This is a genomic window from Actinoallomurus purpureus, assembly GCF_024055795.1.
In the GTDB taxonomy this organism is placed as follows: Bacteria; Actinomycetota; Actinomycetes; order Streptosporangiales; family Streptosporangiaceae; genus Actinoallomurus; species Actinoallomurus purpureus.
This window is the reverse complement of sequence record NZ_JAMXMY010000001.1, coordinates 889,171-904,767: the sequence shown is the minus strand read 5'-3', so window position 1 is coordinate 904,767 and position 15,597 is coordinate 889,171. Positions and strand designations below refer to the sequence as shown.

The following is a 15,597-nucleotide window of genomic DNA, read 5'->3' as shown; positions in this document are numbered from 1 at the left end:
ACGCCGGTTCCTCGCGTGCTCCTTTCCGTCTCGCCAACCGGACCCGCACCATCTGGCGGCGACATATGAATCGAAATCAGGGCACACGGCGTGTCGGCCAGGAAGGAGAAGGCGATGGGTGAATTCTCAGTATGGCACTGGCTGATCGTCATTGCGGTATTCGTTGTGTTGTTCGGCTCGGCGAAGCTGCCCCAGGCCGCACGATCACTGGGGCGATCGATGCGTATCTTCAAGTCCGAGACCAGGGGATTGATGACTGACGACGACCAGTCGGCGACGTCCGCGCAGCAGATGCGCCAGGAGGCCGCCCGACTTCGGGACGAGGCCGCCCGACTGGAAGGGCAGGCCGACCGGCCGCAGGAACTGACCGCCCCGGCGACCGACGCCGCACGGCACGGAAACTCACACCGCTAACGGCGGAGGGCCTGTTCAGCCGCAGCCCAGTTCTGACGCAGGCGTTCCAGATACGACTGGGCGATGTCGCCGGGTCTGGCTCCTCGGGCGAATGCCCTCATATTGCCGGGCCCAGCGTTGTAACCGAGGGCGAGCAGCTCATTTCGGGTATACGGTCCGGACCATTTGGCAGGCAAGCGGGTCGCCAGATCGTGCAGATACCAGGCCGCAGCGGTGATTGCGAGATCTGGGTCGTCAGGAAGCTCTTCCCAGTGCCGGTCGGCAAAGCTGCGGCCGTGTTTCACCTCATCGAACGCGGCCTTGTGCATGTCGGCTATGCCGAACGCGGCATCCGGCTTGATCTTCTGCCAGGCTCGTTCGAAGGCCGGGTCGTGCGGCTTGTCCGACTCGTTGAACAGGATCGCCATCAGCAGCCGCGGGCTGATACCGGCCTCGCGTGCGTGCTTGATGACTTGCGAGGCAAAGCGCGCAGGGTCGTTCGAGGTCGACGTCGAATCGGGCCGGACGGCTGAACCGTCACTCGATGGGGACGCGACGCTGGACGTCCCGGCCCTGGATGGTTCCCTGCTGCCGGAGTCCTTCCCGCCGTGCGTCAGCACCCATCCCGCCGCGGCCACGACCGCGACCGAGACGGCAAGCCATCGTCCCTGATGCTGTCGCACCCTTGCGCCTCCCCCGTTTCCGCGCCGGCCGATGCCTACAAGTGTGGTCGCCGATCAGCCTCATTCCATCCTCGGCGAGGACCTTGCGCAGGTGGCGTTCGTTCATGATGAGGATCTGGTCGAGGATCTCGCGGCGTACGCTGCCAACCCACCGTTCCATGATCGCGTCCATCCGCGGGGCCTGCGGTGCGGTGAGCACTACGCGGATGTCCTCGGCCTTGAAGACCTCGTCGAAGAGCCTGGCGAACTTGCTGTCCCGGTCCCTGATCAAGAATCGGAAGTCGCCGGCCCGATCGCCCAGTCGAGCATCGGGTTGCGGGCTTGCTGCGCGGCCCAGCCGGCGGTCGGGTTCGCCGTGACACCCAGGACGTGGACTCGCCGCGTGGCGTGCTCCACCACGGCGAAGCAGTACAGCCGCGGGAACAGTAGCTCGAGCGGGCTCGAGGTGCGGTGCGGCTCGTCGATCGCGCGCGGGGTCATCCGGACCCGGATCCGGTACCTGGTGTCTGTCGCCGGCACGCCTTGCTCCCCTCGATGTCCGTCCCGCTGGCAGAGACAGGGCAGCGTCCTCTCCTGTGACAGTTCGCACCGAATAACCGCGACTGTGAAGATTTCTCGTCCGAGTTGTCACAGCCCGGACGAGTGGCCTGTCTTAGCTGGCGACCGGATGGCGAACGGAGAGCCCCGGCGGGCAGGAAGGCTTGTCATGAAGATCGTGGTAATCGGCGGCACCGGCCTGATCGGGTCGAGGCTCGTGACGAAGCTCGGCGACCACGGCCACGAGGCGGAGAGCGACGCCCAGCAGGCCACCGGCCTGCCGGTTTCGGAGTGGCTGTTCGACCCGGCCGACATCCAGCGCGAAGAGGTCGAACTCCGCGCCCTTCTCGGCGCCATCGAGGAGTTGGAAGGCGACCCCCGGCCCCGGCGGCGCGGCCCCGGTGGAGGCGCCTGAGCCGTGCAGACCGGCGGATACCGCGCCGGTGAAATCCCCTTTCGATAGCCGAAGTGAGACACCCATGAATCACTCAGCCCGGCGGCAGCATGCTGCTGCTCCCGTCACGTCCGGGCGGATCGCCACGCTCGACGATCTCCGTGAGCACCTGCAGTGGGCGATCGAGCTGGAACACGCGACCCTGCCGCCGTACCTGTGCGCGCTCTACTCGCTCGACCCGGAACGCAATCCCGAAGCCGTCGAGGCGGTGGCCGGAGTCTTCATTGAAGAGATGCTCCACCTGACGCTGGCCGCGAACCTGCTCAACGCCGTCGGCGGGCGGCCGCGGCTGGACTCGCCGCGGATGCTGCCGCCGCATCCCCGGCGGCTGCCGCACGGTGACCCCTCCCTGGAACTGTCGCTGCTTCCCTTCGGCGCCGGGGCACTCGACATGTTCCTCCGGCTCGAACAGCCGGCACCGCCCGGCGCCCCGGCTGAGGGTGACGGCTACGAGACGATCGGGCAGTTCTACGACGCGATCGAGGACGGGCTGCGCCACCTGTGCGACCGGCTCGGCGAGCGGGAGGTCTTCCGCGGCGATCCGGCTCGCCAGGTGCACGCCGGACAATTCCGGCACACCGCCGGACGGATGATCGCCGTAAACGACCTGGCCTCGGCGCTGGCCGCGCTGGAGGAGATCGTCGAGGAGGGCGAGGGCACGTCCCGCGGCGCGGTCTGGGACGGGGACCCGGACGTCCACCATCCCGACCGGGACGAGGTCGCCCACTACTACCGCTTCCAGGAACTCAGAACCGGCCGGCGCTACCGGCGCGGCGACACCCCGCGCTCCGGTCCCACCGGCGAGACGATCACCGTGGATCTCCTCGGAGTCCTCCCGATGAGGCCCAACCCGCGACTCGCCGATCACGCTCCGGGCAGCGCGATCCGTACGGCCCAAGAGGAGTTCAACCACACCTATTGCACCCTCCTGTATCTGCTGGAACAGGCGTTCAACGGCAGCCCGAGGCTGCTCGCGGTCGCCACCACCACCATGTACAGGCTCAAGGCACAGGCCCAGGCGCTGATGCGGATGCCCGACGGGGAGGGCACGACGGCCGGCCCCACCTTCGAGTACGTCCCACCCGAGCACCGCGGCTGGAGCGCCGACGACCGGCAGCGGATCGTCGTACTCCCCGACGGCCCCTACCTCGTGTCCGGCGGAGTTCCGCTCAAGCGCAAACGCAAGATCGTCGCCGCTGAGAACAACGCCGCGCTGACATGGCAGACCGGCGAGACGTTGGCCACTGAGGACACCTATGCGCTGTGCCGCTGCGGCCAATCGTCCGCCAAGCCGTTCTGCGACGGGACGCACGCCCGGGTCGGTTTCGACGGCACCGAGTCCGCCGACGTCCGGCCGTACGAGGAACTGCAGCACGTGCACGACGGCGTGGGCATCTCGGCTCAGCGTGTCGGCGAACTCTGCGTTCACGCCGCGTTCTGCATCGGACGCACCAGGCCGATCGCCGAGATGCTCGCCGACACCGAGGACAGCGACGTGCGCTCCAACATCATGGGAAGGATCGAGGACTGCCCCTCCGGGTCGTACAGCTACGCCCTGCGACGCGGCGGCGATTCGGTCGAGCCCGACCTCCCGCAGGCCATCTCGGTCCTCGAGGAAGAGGGCGGCCTGGCCAGCGCGCTGTGGGTCACCGGCGGCGTGCCCGTCCAGCGCGCGGACGGACGGCCGCTGGAGACCCGGAACAGGATGACGTTGTGCCGCTGCGGGCATTCGGCCGGCAAGCCGCTGTGCGACGGAACCCACCGAGAAATCGACTTTCGTGAGGAAGAGCCGGGCCCGGAAACCGGCCCGGCCGATGACGGGATCACCACGGAGAAAGGAGGGACAGCATGAGCACGCACATCCTGGAGCCGGCGGCGCAGGAGTTCGCCGAAGCGGCCGCCAAGCCGCCACTCCTCTACGAGCGGGGGCCCGCCGGCGCCCGCAAGGTCCTCGACGACGTCCAGGCCGGCCCGGTCGCGATGCCCGAGATCGACGAGAGGTGGATCACCGTCCCGGCCCAGGTCGGCGAGGTCAGGGTCCGTATCGTCAAGCCCACCGGGACGGCCGGGACGGTGCTGCCGGTCGTGCTCTACGTGCACGGCGGCGGGTGGGTCCTCGGCAACGCCGGCACCCATGACCGGCTCGTCCGCGAACTCGCCGTCGGCGCGCGGGCCGCGGTGGTCTTCGTCGAGTACGACCGGTCGCCCGAGGCCCGCTACCCGGTCGCGATCGAGCAGGCCTACGCCACGGCGCAATGGATCACCCGGCACGGCGCGGACGAGGGGCTCGATCCGTCCCGCCTGGCGGTCGCCGGCGACTCGGTCGGCGGGAACATGACCGCCGCGCTGACCATCATGGCCAAGCAGCGCGGCGACGTGCACTTCGTGCACCAGTCGCTGTACTACCCGGTCACCGACGCCGCGCAGGACACCGCCAGCTACCGCGAGTTCGCCGACGGTCCGCACCTGACGGCCAAGGCCATGGCCTGGTTCTGGGACGCCTACACCACCGACCCGACCGAGCGCGCCCGAATCACCGCCTCGCCCCTGCGCGCGGCCCTCGACGACCTGGCCGGCCTGCCGCCCGCGTTCGTCATCGTCGACGAGAACGACGTGCTGCGCGACGAGGGCGAGGCCTACGCCCGCAAGCTCACCCAGGCCGGAGTCCCGACCACCAGCGTCCGCTACAACGGCACTCTCCACGACTTCATGATGCTCAACCCCGTCCGCGACACTCAGGCCGCACGAGCCGCCACCGCCCAGGCCATCGCGGTCCTCAAGGCCGCCCTGCACCCCGGAAAGGTAAACCCATGAGCACCACCGAACAGCCCGTCATCGTCCTGGTCCACGGCGCCTTCGCCGAATCGGCGAGTTGGAGCCGCGTCATCCAGCGCCTGCGAAGCCGCGAACTCCCCGCCGTCGCCGTGGCCAACCCGCTGCGTGACCTGGCGGGCGACGCCACCTACCTGCGTGACGTGATCAACGGAATCGGCCGGCCGGTCATCCTCGTCGGCCACTCCTACGCCGGCATGGTGATCAGCCAGGCGTCGGCCGGCAACCCGGCCGTCCGCTCCCTGGTCTACGTCGGCGCCTTCACCCCCGAATCCGGTGAAAGCGCCCTGCAACTGTCCAGCAAGTTCGAAGGCAGCACCCTGGCCAGTGCGCTGGTCGCCTATCCGGTCGCCTCCGGTGGCAACGAGTTCCGGATCGGCGAGGAGAAGTACCACCACCAGTTCTGCGGCGACCTGAACGCCGACGAGGCCGCCCTGATGGCGGCGACCCAACGCCCGGTGACCGAGCGCGCACTGACCGACGGGCTGAGCGTGAGCGAGCCGGGATGGCGCACCAAGCCGTCGTGGTTCGTCTTCGGCGAGCGGGACCTCAACATCCCGGTCGCGGCGCTGCGATTCATGGCCGAACGAGCCTCCTCGAGAGGGACCCTCGAGGTCGCCGGTGCCTCGCACGCGATCGCCTCCTCCCAGCCCGACGCCGTGGCCGCTGCCATCCTCGACGCAGCCGACCATGAGCAGGGCTGAACGGCGCCGCCCCCTGCCCAGCCTGGCATCCGAAGCGGTATCGCTCTGTCGTTAGCATGCCCCGTGCCCTGGCGACGCGGGGCACCCTCCTCGGTCCGATAGCCGTGCAGGCTGGGCCGATAGCGTCCGGAGGGACGTGTCACGCGGGTCGGCGGCTTTGCCTGCCGACACCAGGGCACGAAGACGATCGGCACATGCCCGGCATCCAGCCGGGACGATTCGTGAGGTTCTGACTTACGGCTGGCCTGGGCATTCCTGGCCGTTCCGGCGCAATCCGGTGCGGTGGTGTCTGCCCAGGTCAGTCTGCGTTTTGGGGGTCCTGGCGTGCGGGTGGGTTCGGGTCTGCTCGGGGGCGTTCCGGCCCGTTCGGATGATGTGGTGATGACGGGGCGGCACTCTGGTCATCGCGCGTCATCGGGGGGTGTTGACCCGTGACGGCCGGGTGCTGCCGGACTAGGGCAAGCGGCGTGGGCGCTGGGTGGGTGGGCGGGCTGGTGGGGGAGGGCGGACGCTTTGGGCCACCCGGCTGGGTCGTGAGCTTGGGACGTCTCACGGGTCGCGCAACCGGCGCTCTCGGATCGGCTTCGCGTCTGACCTTCTGATCAGCGTTCGGGATAGGCGCGAAACGGTCTGTCGATGGCGTTACGGGTCCGCGCGTCTTCGAGACGGGTCTCTAGCGGGTTGTCTCCCCAGTCGGTCAGGCTGACGTGGATGATGCCGTGCCGGGCAACGGTCTGCACGGGACGGTCCAGCAGCTTGCCCGCATCGCGACCGGCACGGCGGTAACGCGCGAGGTCGTCGTCATCGGTGTAGCGGACATCTACGCCTCCGGTACGGCGAAGCTGCTCCGCCCACTGGGAGACGAGATCGGCGTGGTCCTGGTCGTGGCTCACGGGCCGTTCCTTCCGGGCGCGGTCTTCCCTCTGTTGAGTCTGCATGAATCAGGCGGGGAGCGCAGTAGATCAACCGCGATGAGCGATCGCTAGTGCTGCGTCAACTAACGTTGGCCGTGTAATCGGGCTTCGGCGGCAAACCCGTTCCGGGCGGTTCAGAGCGTGGTCTGGCTGCGGGGGTCTGTTCTGTCGTAGGCACCTGCTGTAATCGCCTCGTGCCTCGACGTAGTGATCCGGATGCTCCCCTGGTGGTGCTGCGCACCGCTCGGGTCGGCTTGCGCGTGACAGCCGCCCAGCGGGAGCGGTGTTTCGGGTTGCTGGCCTCGGCCGGGGACGTGTGGGCGTGCGTGCTGGATATGAACCGGTGGCAGCGCCACCGCGGCCTTCGGCCGCTGGCGTCGTATCAGGAGCTGTGCCGGGAGTTGTCGGCGGCCGGGCCGGGCACGTTCGGTGAGCTGGACACCACCGGGGCGCGGTCGGTGCTGCGCCGCTACAGCGATGCGTGGTTCGCCGCCGCGAAGCGTCGCGCCGGCGGTGATTCCTTGGCGCGGTTCCCTCGGCGCAAGCGCGGTTTGGTGCCGGTGCGGTACTACCACGGCACTTTCGTCCTTGATGGTCAGCGGTTACGGCTCCCGGTCGGGCGCGGGTGCGCGCCGTTGTGGGTGCGCCTGGACCGGGAGCTGCCCTACCCGGTGGAACAGGTCCGGTCGGTTACTCTCCTCAATGAGGGTCGTCGGTTGTTCGTGGAGGTGACCGCCGAGGTCCCCGTCGCGACCTATGAGCCGGGATGTGAGCCGGATCCGGGCCGGGTGGCGGGGGTGGATCCGGGGGTGATTCATCCGTTCGCGGTGGCCGGACCGGGCGCGGAAGGGCTCATCGTGTCGGGGCGGGCGATACGCGCCGAAACGCATCTGCACCTCAAAGACACCAAACACCGCCGCCGTGCCGTCGCTCAGCGGGCGCCGAAGCCGGGTCAGGCCGGGTCGCGGCGGTGGCGTAAACACCGGGCCCGGCAACGCAAAATCGAAGCCCGGCACAAGCGCCGTGTCAAGCAGGCCCAGCATGAGGCCGCCAAGACCGTCATCGGCTGGGCCGTAAAGCGCCGGATCGGGACGCTGGTGGTCGGTGACCCGCGCGGCGTGCTGGATCTTAAGGCTGGGCGGCGGCACAACCAGCGCGTCCGGGCCTGGCGGGTCGGCTACCTGCTCCGCTGCCTCAAAGACAAGGCCGAACAGGCCGGGATCCGCGTCATGCTGGTCGATGAGCGCGGGACCTCCTCGACCTGCCCGGCCTGCGGCCGGCGGGTTCCCAAACCCGCCGGCCGCCTCTTCACTTGCATGCATTGTGGTTTCAGCGGGCACCGCGACCTCGTCGGCGGCGCCAACATCGCCCGGCGCAGGCCGGGCGGACCCATCACCACCAAGAACCTGTTTCCGGTGGTGATCACGCACCGTCGAGCCGGACGGCACCTCCCCGGTACCGGACCGGCCCGGCGTGACCCCAGACGACGCCCCCATCACGGCGCCCTCGCAGGGTCCATTGGCCGGCCGCGGCCCGCCCCACCCCCATGGGGAGTCGCTCGTCTCTCAGGCGAGGATCAACCAACGACGGTCAAACACGGCCAACGTTCGTTGACGCGGCACTAGTGTGACCTGGTGATCGTCATCATCGTCGTCATCGGCCTCGTCGTGCTCGTGCTGGGCGCTTTCGGGCTGTTCGGCCTCGTGGGCGGGGTGCGCGATCGCAAGCCCGGCGTGGTCGTTGGCGGTGTGATCTTCCTGCTCGCCGCTCTGGGATGCGGCTGGATAATCTCGCTGCTCGTTTCAGTGGACCATGACCTCACAAGCCACGTCGACCGCGCCCGCGCGGTGAACTGCGTCGTCGAGATCATTGGCGGGGGGCGCGAGATCGCCCGGATCAACGACACCCACGTCTACCGTTTCCGAGTGCGGGTGCGGATTCCTGGTGAAGCCCCTTACGTGTCTGACAGTACCGGCGCGGTGTCTTCGCTCTCCGGAGGCATCGGTGTGGGCCGGACCGGTTATGCCTGCTTGGCCGATCGGGACCACCCCAAGAAGGTGGAGATCCTTTGGGACCAGCCGATGCCCTGACCGTCCGAAGCGCCCTACCGGCCCGAAGGTTCGCCCGGTAGGGCGCGCGGTTCTGCCCTTGGTCGTTCGCGGTCAGGCGTCGATCCGTGAGGGCGCGAATCCCGCTAGCGCTGGCCCTGGGCGGGCGTCAAGGCCACCGGTCGCGGTTCGTGTCGGGGACGGAGGGTGGGGTGGCAGGCCGCTCGTGGGTGTACTCCGGTGTCTGGAGCAAGCCAGGGATGACCACCGCCTCGAAGATCCGGATCGTTGAGGCGGTCGCCTCGATGTCGCGGTGCAGGACCGATACCGTCGGATTCCGACTGGGCCATCACCTGGTCCGGCCGGAATCGCCGGGCCGTTCCCGTGATGGCGTCATCGGCTGTCGGGGAACCCCCTTCCGCGAAGGTGTCGTATCCGCGCCGGCTCTCACCGATCGCTCAGCAGGCGCAGTTCGTCGTCCTCATCGTCGGGCACCGGTGCTTCGAGGGCGGCGTAGACGTCTGCGATGGCAGCCGGATCGAGGTATCGAAGGGCAGGCAGGCCGGTGTGCTGGTAGCCGTGCTGCGTGTCGCCGAGTATCGCCTTGATCACCTCCGGCTGCCGGGCGTCCCACCCGCACAGCGCCCGCGCGATCCGGCCCGCCGGCCCCCGCGCACCGAGCACCGCGACCAGGAGGTGCTCGACGTCGATGACGCGGTGCCGTGCCAGGCGGGCGGCGTCGTACGCGGAGCGGAGCAGCTCTTGGACCTGCGGCCCGGGAGCGGCACGGGTGAGTGCGGCGGAGCCCGGACGGCGCCGGAACACCGCCGGTACCACGGCGAACGGATAGGCGACGGCATGGATGAGCATCCGGCGCCACGGCGGCAAGTCCTCCTCGAAGCCGTGAAGAGCGAGCCAGAGGAGCAGGTCGCGGGAGGCGATGACGGAACGGCCGGCCTGGGCGGCGCGTCGTGCCGCGTCATCGAGCAGCCCGGGAACACTGCGGTGCACGAGTTGCCGGCGGGCCGGTCGTGGTGCGGGCAACGGCCGGGGGTCGGCGAACGCACCCATGGCCAGATGCCCGCCCCAGTGCACCGGAGCGCCCGGCGGCCCCGTGTCATGCCCGTGGTGGCGCGTGTCACGCCAGCGGGCCAGTTGCTCCAGCTGTACGGCGCGCAGGCCCGCGGCGAGCGGTCGCCGCTCGACCAGCAGGCGCACAAGGTGGCGGTCGATGACATCGCCCCGGTCATGGCCCTCGGCGGTATCGATGACGGGGAAGCTCGTGACGATCGCCCGATCGGCCCCGGCCCACAGCATCGCCGGTCCCAGGACCAGCCACTCGCCGGCCACCGCGTTGCGCAGGTCGGCCGTTTCACAGGCGAGGAGCAGGACCTGTTTCGGCATCGCGAAGCGGCCAGGGTCGCCGATGAGCAGGTCGGCCGTGAGCAGCCTGGGCCTGGCCGCGCACGGCCTGCCGCCCAAAATCCTCGGCCTGAGCACGAGACCGCAGCTCGACGGGGAATCGCCGTCGTCCTCGGTGTGGCAGGCGAAGACGGCGCTGGTCGTGTCGCCCAGCGCACTCAGCCGAGCGGCGAAATCCGCCACCGAGACGTCGTCGTCAGGGCTGATGATCTCCACAGCGGGAGGCAGGACGTCGAGTAGCCGACGCGCAGTGGACAGTGGTTCCTCCGCGGCCGCCCCACCCAGGTCACCGCCCGGGTCGATCACCGCGAGGGCCAGCGGTGCGGCGCCGGCGTTCCGCGGGCGGGCGGCGATCGTGGCGAGCAGGCCCGCCGGGGGAGCGATCACCGGGACACACCGCTCGACGAGACGTAGGTCGCCCGGAGCCTCGGTGGGAATACCGACGCACGCCCACGGCACGTTCGCGAGTTCGGCCGCGGGGGCGAAGGCGAGCGGCAGCGGCTCACGCGTTCGCAGCAGGGCGTCGACCAGGGGTGCCGGCAGCAGCCTCCCGAGCCGCCGGGCGAGTGCGGTCTCCGCCGCCGCCGGCCCGGCGAGGAGCGGACTGCGCAGCACGCGGTCCTCAAAGGCATTCGTGTCCTCCCCGGGGTGGGGGACCGGCAGCGCGTCCCGCAGGTCGGACAGCGCGCCGTGCAACTCGCTACCGTGGCCCATCGGCAGTACGCCACCCGAGACGGGCGCGTCCGGCGGCATCAGTGCCCAGAACAGCTCGGTACCGGTCGACCAGGTGCTCCACCACCAGGTATCAGGTCCCAGGACGACGCCGGCGATGTCCTCCAAGGCATAGGCGGGCGGCCGTTCGCCCGGCCGGTACCAGTGCGCCTGTTCCATGCGCGAGGCACCGCGTACCTGGATGAACGGCGCGACGGCCCGCGAGGCGTCGAACGCGCTGCTGTCCTTGTGCGGGCCCAGCTGAAGCCGCGCCGACTCGATCAGTTCGAGGAGGGTCTCCCAGTCGCTCCCGGCCGCCGCGTCCCGCATCGCCTGTTCGATCGTATGGCCGTAGACGCGCCACCAGCGCCGCCGGTCCTCGGCCTCGCTGAGCTGGTGCCGGGTCGCGTTCAGCATCGCGAGAGCCTCGATCCGGCTGAGGACGACGGCGAGCCGGTATCCGGGCTCGCCGCTCAACCGGTCGGCGAGGGCGTTGAGGATGCCGGCGGCCTCGACCGGGCGATCCATCCGCATCAGATACCCGGTGATGCCCTCTCCGGCGTGGAGCCGGGCCACCGTCTCGGTATCGGAGCCGTTCTCGTACAACTCGGCCAGGGCCCCCTGAGCGAGGCAGCGCGTGTTCTCCAGCGCCAGCGGCCGTCGCCGGTCGAGCGGATCGAAGAAGGCCTGCGGCGCCCGGTGCAGCTCCGGCGCGCTCAGCAGCGCACCGGCGCCGGCCAGCAGGGAGGAGAGCGCGGGCGCGGCCGGTAGCGCGCTCTCGGCGGCCAGCCGCAGCAACGTCACGGCGAAAAGCAGTTCGGCACGCCGGATCCGCCGTGGCACCCCACTGGCGATGGCCTCGGTGAGCTGGTCGGAGCCGGCGTTCAGCAGGGTGAGCCGGATACGGGCGACGAGCGCGACCTGGTACAGGATCTCGGGCATGTCCTCATCCACGCCGCCGAACTCCGTCAAAGCCCGGTCGGCCGCGTCGGCGTTCGACAGCTCCAGCTCGGCGAGACAGGTGATCATCGCGCGGATCCGGTCGTCGGCGTCCGACGCACCCCCTATGACGCTCTTGGCCTCTCCGGGGCGCCCGCACTGCAACAGGGCCCAGGCGCGCAGGGTCACGAGCCTGGGGTCCGCCGCGTCGCGGGCACCGTCGAGCCACCGCAGAGCGGCCGCCGGACGCCCGATCCGTACCAGCCGGTGGGCACGCGCGTACGCGCGCCCAAGCCGCCTCAATACCGCGGTCGGCCGAGGAGCGGGCACCGGAACGATGGCCGACGGCGGCCTGTCGTACCAGGCGATCACCGCACGCGCCAGCAGACCACCGGCCCAGGCCGACAGCAGCGACCATGCCGATCCGGCCGGCGACACGGTCGCGACGACCGACGTGACGAGGGCGAGCACCGTCCATCGGCGCGCGGCGAAGACCCCGGCCATGAGGTACAGCGGCCACAGAGGCGACATCGCGACGGCGACGGCGGCCGCCGGGACCACCGCGAGAAACACGACGGCGGCGAGATGGCGGCATCGCCTGCGCGTCGCATACGCGTCCACGACGGAGAGCAGACCGGAGACATGCCGCCCCACCCGGATCACCGCGCCGCCCTGTATCCATATCCAGCGGGACACCATGCGGACGCCGACGCAGGACACGGCCTCCAGCAGCAGGAACTCCACGACGATCACCGCAGCCGCCGCCCGCATCCCGAGCGCGCCGGCGACCACGGCAAGGCAGCCCAGCCACGGCCAGCGCGCCGACGGCTGGAGCGGAGAGACTTCATCGCCCAGCGGAAGTCCGGGCTCCCGCGAATCGCGCGTCGAGATCAGCGCCGCAAAGGCCACCGGCCACATCCAAGCGTCACCGCCGCGCGCCGCGATCACCAGCAGGACGCAGAAGGCCGCGGCCCGCAGCCCCAGATGGGCGATCGTGGCCGCCCGATGCCAGCGACGGCCAGTGAGGCTCTCGCCATAGATCACCTCTTCCTCGCCCGGTTCCTCCTCCCGTGCCCGCTGGCCCTCACGCTCCTCATCTGCTCGCTCGCCACCCGCCTGCCCGGCGCCGGTCCTCTCCTCGCCGGGCTCCTCGCGTGATTCGGTTCGGGCCGTCTCCTTCAGCGCCAGGTGCTGGGCAACGATGTCCGTGGAGTTCTCCAGGGTGCCCAGCCCGAACGCCTCAGCCATGATGTCGATGGCCCCCGCCGCCCCCCGGCTGGTCGCCGCCAGGGCGACCGCCACGTGCCCGGTACCGACGGATTCGAACCCGTAGACGTACGCGACGGTGGCGGCGACCTCCAGGACGTGCGCCAGGTCATCGGGGGTGAAGGACAGTGCCGGCCGGCTCAACGCGCGCACCTGCTCGTCCACGAGCGCGATCCTGACCCGGAGCCACTCCTCAGTCGCGACCATTTCCAGCGCCGTCACGACGCGGTCGCGCTCCGGCACGCGTACGGGCATACGGTCGACGACGGCGAGAAGACGGCGGGCGTTCTCGCCGAGAGGCGGCATGCTCCGAGGCACGAGACCCCCTGTCAAGGTCGGTGAGAGCCGGCGCTTCGTTCACCCGACCGTTCAGGGATCCTCCGAGCCCTCCGCGAATTCCTCCCACGAGACGGCCGCGAAATCCCAGACCTCGCGCGGCGCCGACGAAGCCCCCCTCGGCCGCCGCACGTTGATCCTGGGCCTGCCGCCGAGCGTCCTGCGCAGCTTCGCAACGCGGAAGAGCGGCGTCACGTCGCCCTCCGCAGCGATCACGCTGGCGGCGAGCCCCGAGGTCACGGACCCATTCAGGGCCGCCGCACCGCCCACGGGAGCCGGTACCGGCAGTGACTCCGCCGTGACCCGGAGATTCGCCCGTGCACCGGCCTGATCAGCGACCAGGATCACCGCAGGGCCGGTGCGCACCAGCTCGGTCACCACGACGTACTCCAGCCGCCACGCACCCGCCTGCCGCAACCCGATCAGCGCCTTCTCCAACGACGGAAGATCGCTGATCGCCTCGGATCGGCACTGTGCCGCCCGGAAGTAGGTCGCGTGCGCGCCGCTGAAGGTGACCGTGAGCATCAACGGCGGCTCGCCGCCGGGCAGCAACGGAACCGACATCTCACCGTCGAGCGAGATGTCGACCTTTCCGGTGGAGGAGTAGCTGTACTCGGCGCGCCCGCCGCGGTCGAGCGTGGTGAAGTCCACTCCGAGTTCGGCGAGCGAGGTCATCCGGTCGAAGCGGTGTTCCCGCAACACACCCACGTCCCCGAGCGCCAGCACAAGGTGGGGCATCCACGTGGCGAAGTAGTGGAACTGCTTGTACAACTCGCGGGTGTAGTGCTTGTGGATGGCCTGCATCATTGCCCCCAGCGCCGAAGAGCGAGAGCCGATCGTAACGTAGGGCTGATCGCCGTATGCGGCTTGTGGCCGCGCCGCTATCGGCCATCTGGGATGAAACAGATCAGCGCCTGTTCACCGACCCCCGTGCGGCGCGTGTGGCACCTGGGTTCTTCCGACGCCCCTCAGAGCCGGTGGGGGAGGGGATTGCCGGCCTCACGGACGCCACGGCGGACGTCCACGGCGAGCAGCAGTCCGAAACCGACGACGAAGAAGATCACCAGTGACGCGATCGCGCTGCGGTAGCTGTCGGTCAACTGCAACGCCAGGGCGAACACGAACGGGCCGAGCCAGCTCGTCCCCTTGTCGCTGATCCCATAGAACCCGAAGTACTCCGCCTCGCGGTCCCGGGGGATCAGATGGGAGAACAGCGACCGGGACAGCGCCTGGATACCGCCCAGCACCATGCCGATGCCGGCGGCCATGACGAAGAACTCGGCGGCGGAGCCGCGCCGCAGCGCGTAGGCGGCCAGCACGATGAGGGTCCAGACGACCAGCGAGGCCAGCACGATCCGTTTGGTGCCGTACCGCTCGGCGAGCCGCCCGAGCAGCAGCGCGCCGCCGAACGCGACGAACTGCACCAGGAGCACCGCCGCGATCACCGCGGTCTGGCCGAGCGCGAGTTCTTCGGTCGCGAACGTCGCCGACATCGCGATGACCGTCTGGACGCCGTCGTTGTAGACGAGGAACGCGAAGAGGAACAGCAGGGTGACGGGCCGGTTGCGCAGGTCGCGGAGCGTGCCGTACAGCTGGCCGAAACCGGCGCGGACCGCGCCGAAGGCCGACTCGCCCGAACGCGCGCGGTGCCGGTTGCGCAGTGCGCGCATCGGGATCACGGTGAAGGCCGCCCACCACATCCCGGCCGAGGCCAGGCTGACGCGCACGGCCGTCGACTCGGTGAGCCCGAAGCGGTCGTGCAGGAGGAACAGCGTCAGGTCCAGGACGAGAAGGAGGCCACCGCCGAGGTATCCCAGACCCCAGCCGCGCGAGGACACGGCGTCGCGCTCATCCGGCGCGGCGATGTCGGGCAGGAACGAGTTGTAGACGGCGAACGAGGCACCGAGCGCGATGTTGGCCACGATGAACAGGCCGGCGCCGAGCAGGTAGCGGCCGCCGGCGACGAAGTACAGCCCCATGGTCGCGAACGCGCCGAGGTAGGCGAACGCCCCGAGCAGTTCCCGTTTGCGCCCCGTGTGGTCGGCCAGCGCGCCGACCAGGGGAAGCACGAGCACCTGTGCGATCACCGAGACGGTCACCGCGAACGGGAAGATCGCCTTGGCCCGCAGGTCCATGCCGAGCGGGTGCACGTAGCCGTGCGCGTCCGCGGCGGCCTTGGCCACGTTGCTCAGGTACGGGCCGAGGAAGACCGACACCACCGTGGTGTCGAAGGCGGAGTTCGCCCAGTCGTAGAAGTACCAGCCGCGCCGCTCACGCCGGCGGTTCTCGGTGGTCGTCTCGGCGGGGGTGCCGACGGGCGCCAGACCCACGCGTCCTCCTCGGCCGCCCGGGGGGTGT

13 protein-coding genes and 1 pseudogene are annotated in these 15,597 nt (G+C 70.0%); 7 read left to right on the top strand and 7 right to left on the bottom strand.

The genetic code is table 11. The annotated features are described in order from the left end of the window. The first annotated feature begins 114 nt into the window (after positions 1–114). The gene (gene tatA / locus NE236_RS04265) at positions 115–414 is read left to right on the top strand and encodes a Sec-independent protein translocase subunit TatA (protein ID WP_252840446.1); all 300 of its coding nucleotides are present in this window, start codon (positions 115–117) and stop codon (positions 412–414) included. On the opposite strand, the gene NE236_RS04260 is transcribed toward tatA, so the two are convergent. After that, positions 411–1,076, bottom strand: a complete 666-nt coding sequence (locus NE236_RS04260) for a transglycosylase SLT domain-containing protein (RefSeq protein ID WP_252840445.1) — start codon at positions 1,074–1,076, stop codon at positions 411–413. The two genes, tatA and NE236_RS04260, sit on opposite strands and share 4 nt — an antisense overlap. Before the next feature lie 267 nt (positions 1,077–1,343). Then, a complete protein-coding gene (locus NE236_RS04255) occupies positions 1,344–1,595 on the bottom strand; it encodes a hypothetical protein (protein ID WP_252840444.1) in 252 nt (83 codons plus the stop codon). 187 nt (positions 1,596–1,782) lie between these two features. Between NE236_RS04255 and NE236_RS04250 the strand changes: the two genes are divergently transcribed. The 4 genes from NE236_RS04250 (at position 1,783) to NE236_RS04235 (ending at position 5,603) form a co-directional block, all read left to right on the top strand. After that, positions 1,783–2,028 (top strand): hypothetical protein, encoded by a 246-nt coding sequence (locus tag NE236_RS04250; protein ID WP_252840443.1) that lies wholly within the window; start codon positions 1,783–1,785, stop codon positions 2,026–2,028. Between the two features lie 64 nt (positions 2,029–2,092). After that, on the top strand, positions 2,093–3,919 hold the full coding sequence (locus NE236_RS04245; RefSeq protein ID WP_252840442.1) for a ferritin-like domain-containing protein: 1,827 nt from the start codon (positions 2,093–2,095) through the stop codon (positions 3,917–3,919). Beyond that, positions 3,916–4,881, top strand: a complete 966-nt coding sequence (locus NE236_RS04240) for an alpha/beta hydrolase (protein WP_252840441.1) — start codon at positions 3,916–3,918, stop codon at positions 4,879–4,881. The genes NE236_RS04245 and NE236_RS04240 overlap by 4 nt, the downstream gene beginning before the upstream one ends. After that, positions 4,878–5,603: an alpha/beta fold hydrolase gene (locus tag NE236_RS04235; RefSeq protein WP_252840440.1), complete on the top strand. Its 726-nt coding sequence runs from the start codon at positions 4,878–4,880 to the stop codon at positions 5,601–5,603. The genes NE236_RS04240 and NE236_RS04235 overlap by 4 nt, the downstream gene beginning before the upstream one ends. Positions 5,604–6,205: 602 nt before the next feature. Here NE236_RS04235 and NE236_RS04230 read toward each other — a convergent pair. Then, positions 6,206–6,496: a hypothetical protein gene (locus NE236_RS04230; RefSeq protein ID WP_252840439.1), complete on the bottom strand. Its 291-nt coding sequence runs from the start codon at positions 6,494–6,496 to the stop codon at positions 6,206–6,208. A gap of 215 nt (positions 6,497–6,711) precedes the next feature. Here NE236_RS04230 and NE236_RS04225 point away from each other — a divergent pair, with 215 nt between their 5' ends. Together NE236_RS04225 and NE236_RS04220 are read left to right on the top strand one after the other, a co-directional pair. Beyond that, a complete protein-coding gene (locus NE236_RS04225) occupies positions 6,712–8,142 on the top strand; it encodes an RNA-guided endonuclease InsQ/TnpB family protein (RefSeq protein WP_252840438.1) in 1,431 nt (476 codons plus the stop codon). A gap of 9 nt (positions 8,143–8,151) precedes the next feature. Next, positions 8,152–8,607 carry a hypothetical protein gene (locus NE236_RS04220; protein ID WP_252840437.1) on the top strand — a complete coding sequence of 152 codons (456 nt, stop codon included), beginning with the start codon at positions 8,152–8,154 and terminating at the stop codon, positions 8,605–8,607. A gap of 127 nt (positions 8,608–8,734) precedes the next feature. Here NE236_RS04220 and NE236_RS44950 read toward each other — a convergent pair. The 4 genes and pseudogenes from NE236_RS44950 to NE236_RS04200 all read right to left on the bottom strand — a co-directional run. Continuing rightward, a pseudogene (locus NE236_RS44950) lies at positions 8,735–8,875 on the bottom strand (Scr1 family TA system antitoxin-like transcriptional regulator); the annotation flags it as partial. Positions 8,876–9,012: 137 nt separating this feature from the next. Beyond that, positions 9,013–13,221: a CHAT domain-containing protein gene (locus NE236_RS44305; protein WP_252840436.1), complete on the bottom strand. Its 4,209-nt coding sequence runs from the start codon at positions 13,219–13,221 to the stop codon at positions 9,013–9,015. Between the two features lie 51 nt (positions 13,222–13,272). Beyond that, complete coding sequence (locus NE236_RS04205; RefSeq protein WP_252840435.1) at positions 13,273–14,046, bottom strand: hypothetical protein; 774 nt, start codon at positions 14,044–14,046, stop codon at positions 13,273–13,275. A gap of 161 nt (positions 14,047–14,207) precedes the next feature. Beyond that, entirely contained in the window at positions 14,208–15,569 is a 1,362-nt protein-coding gene (locus tag NE236_RS04200; RefSeq protein WP_252840434.1) for an MFS transporter, read from the bottom strand. Positions 15,570–15,597 lie beyond the last annotated feature (28 nt).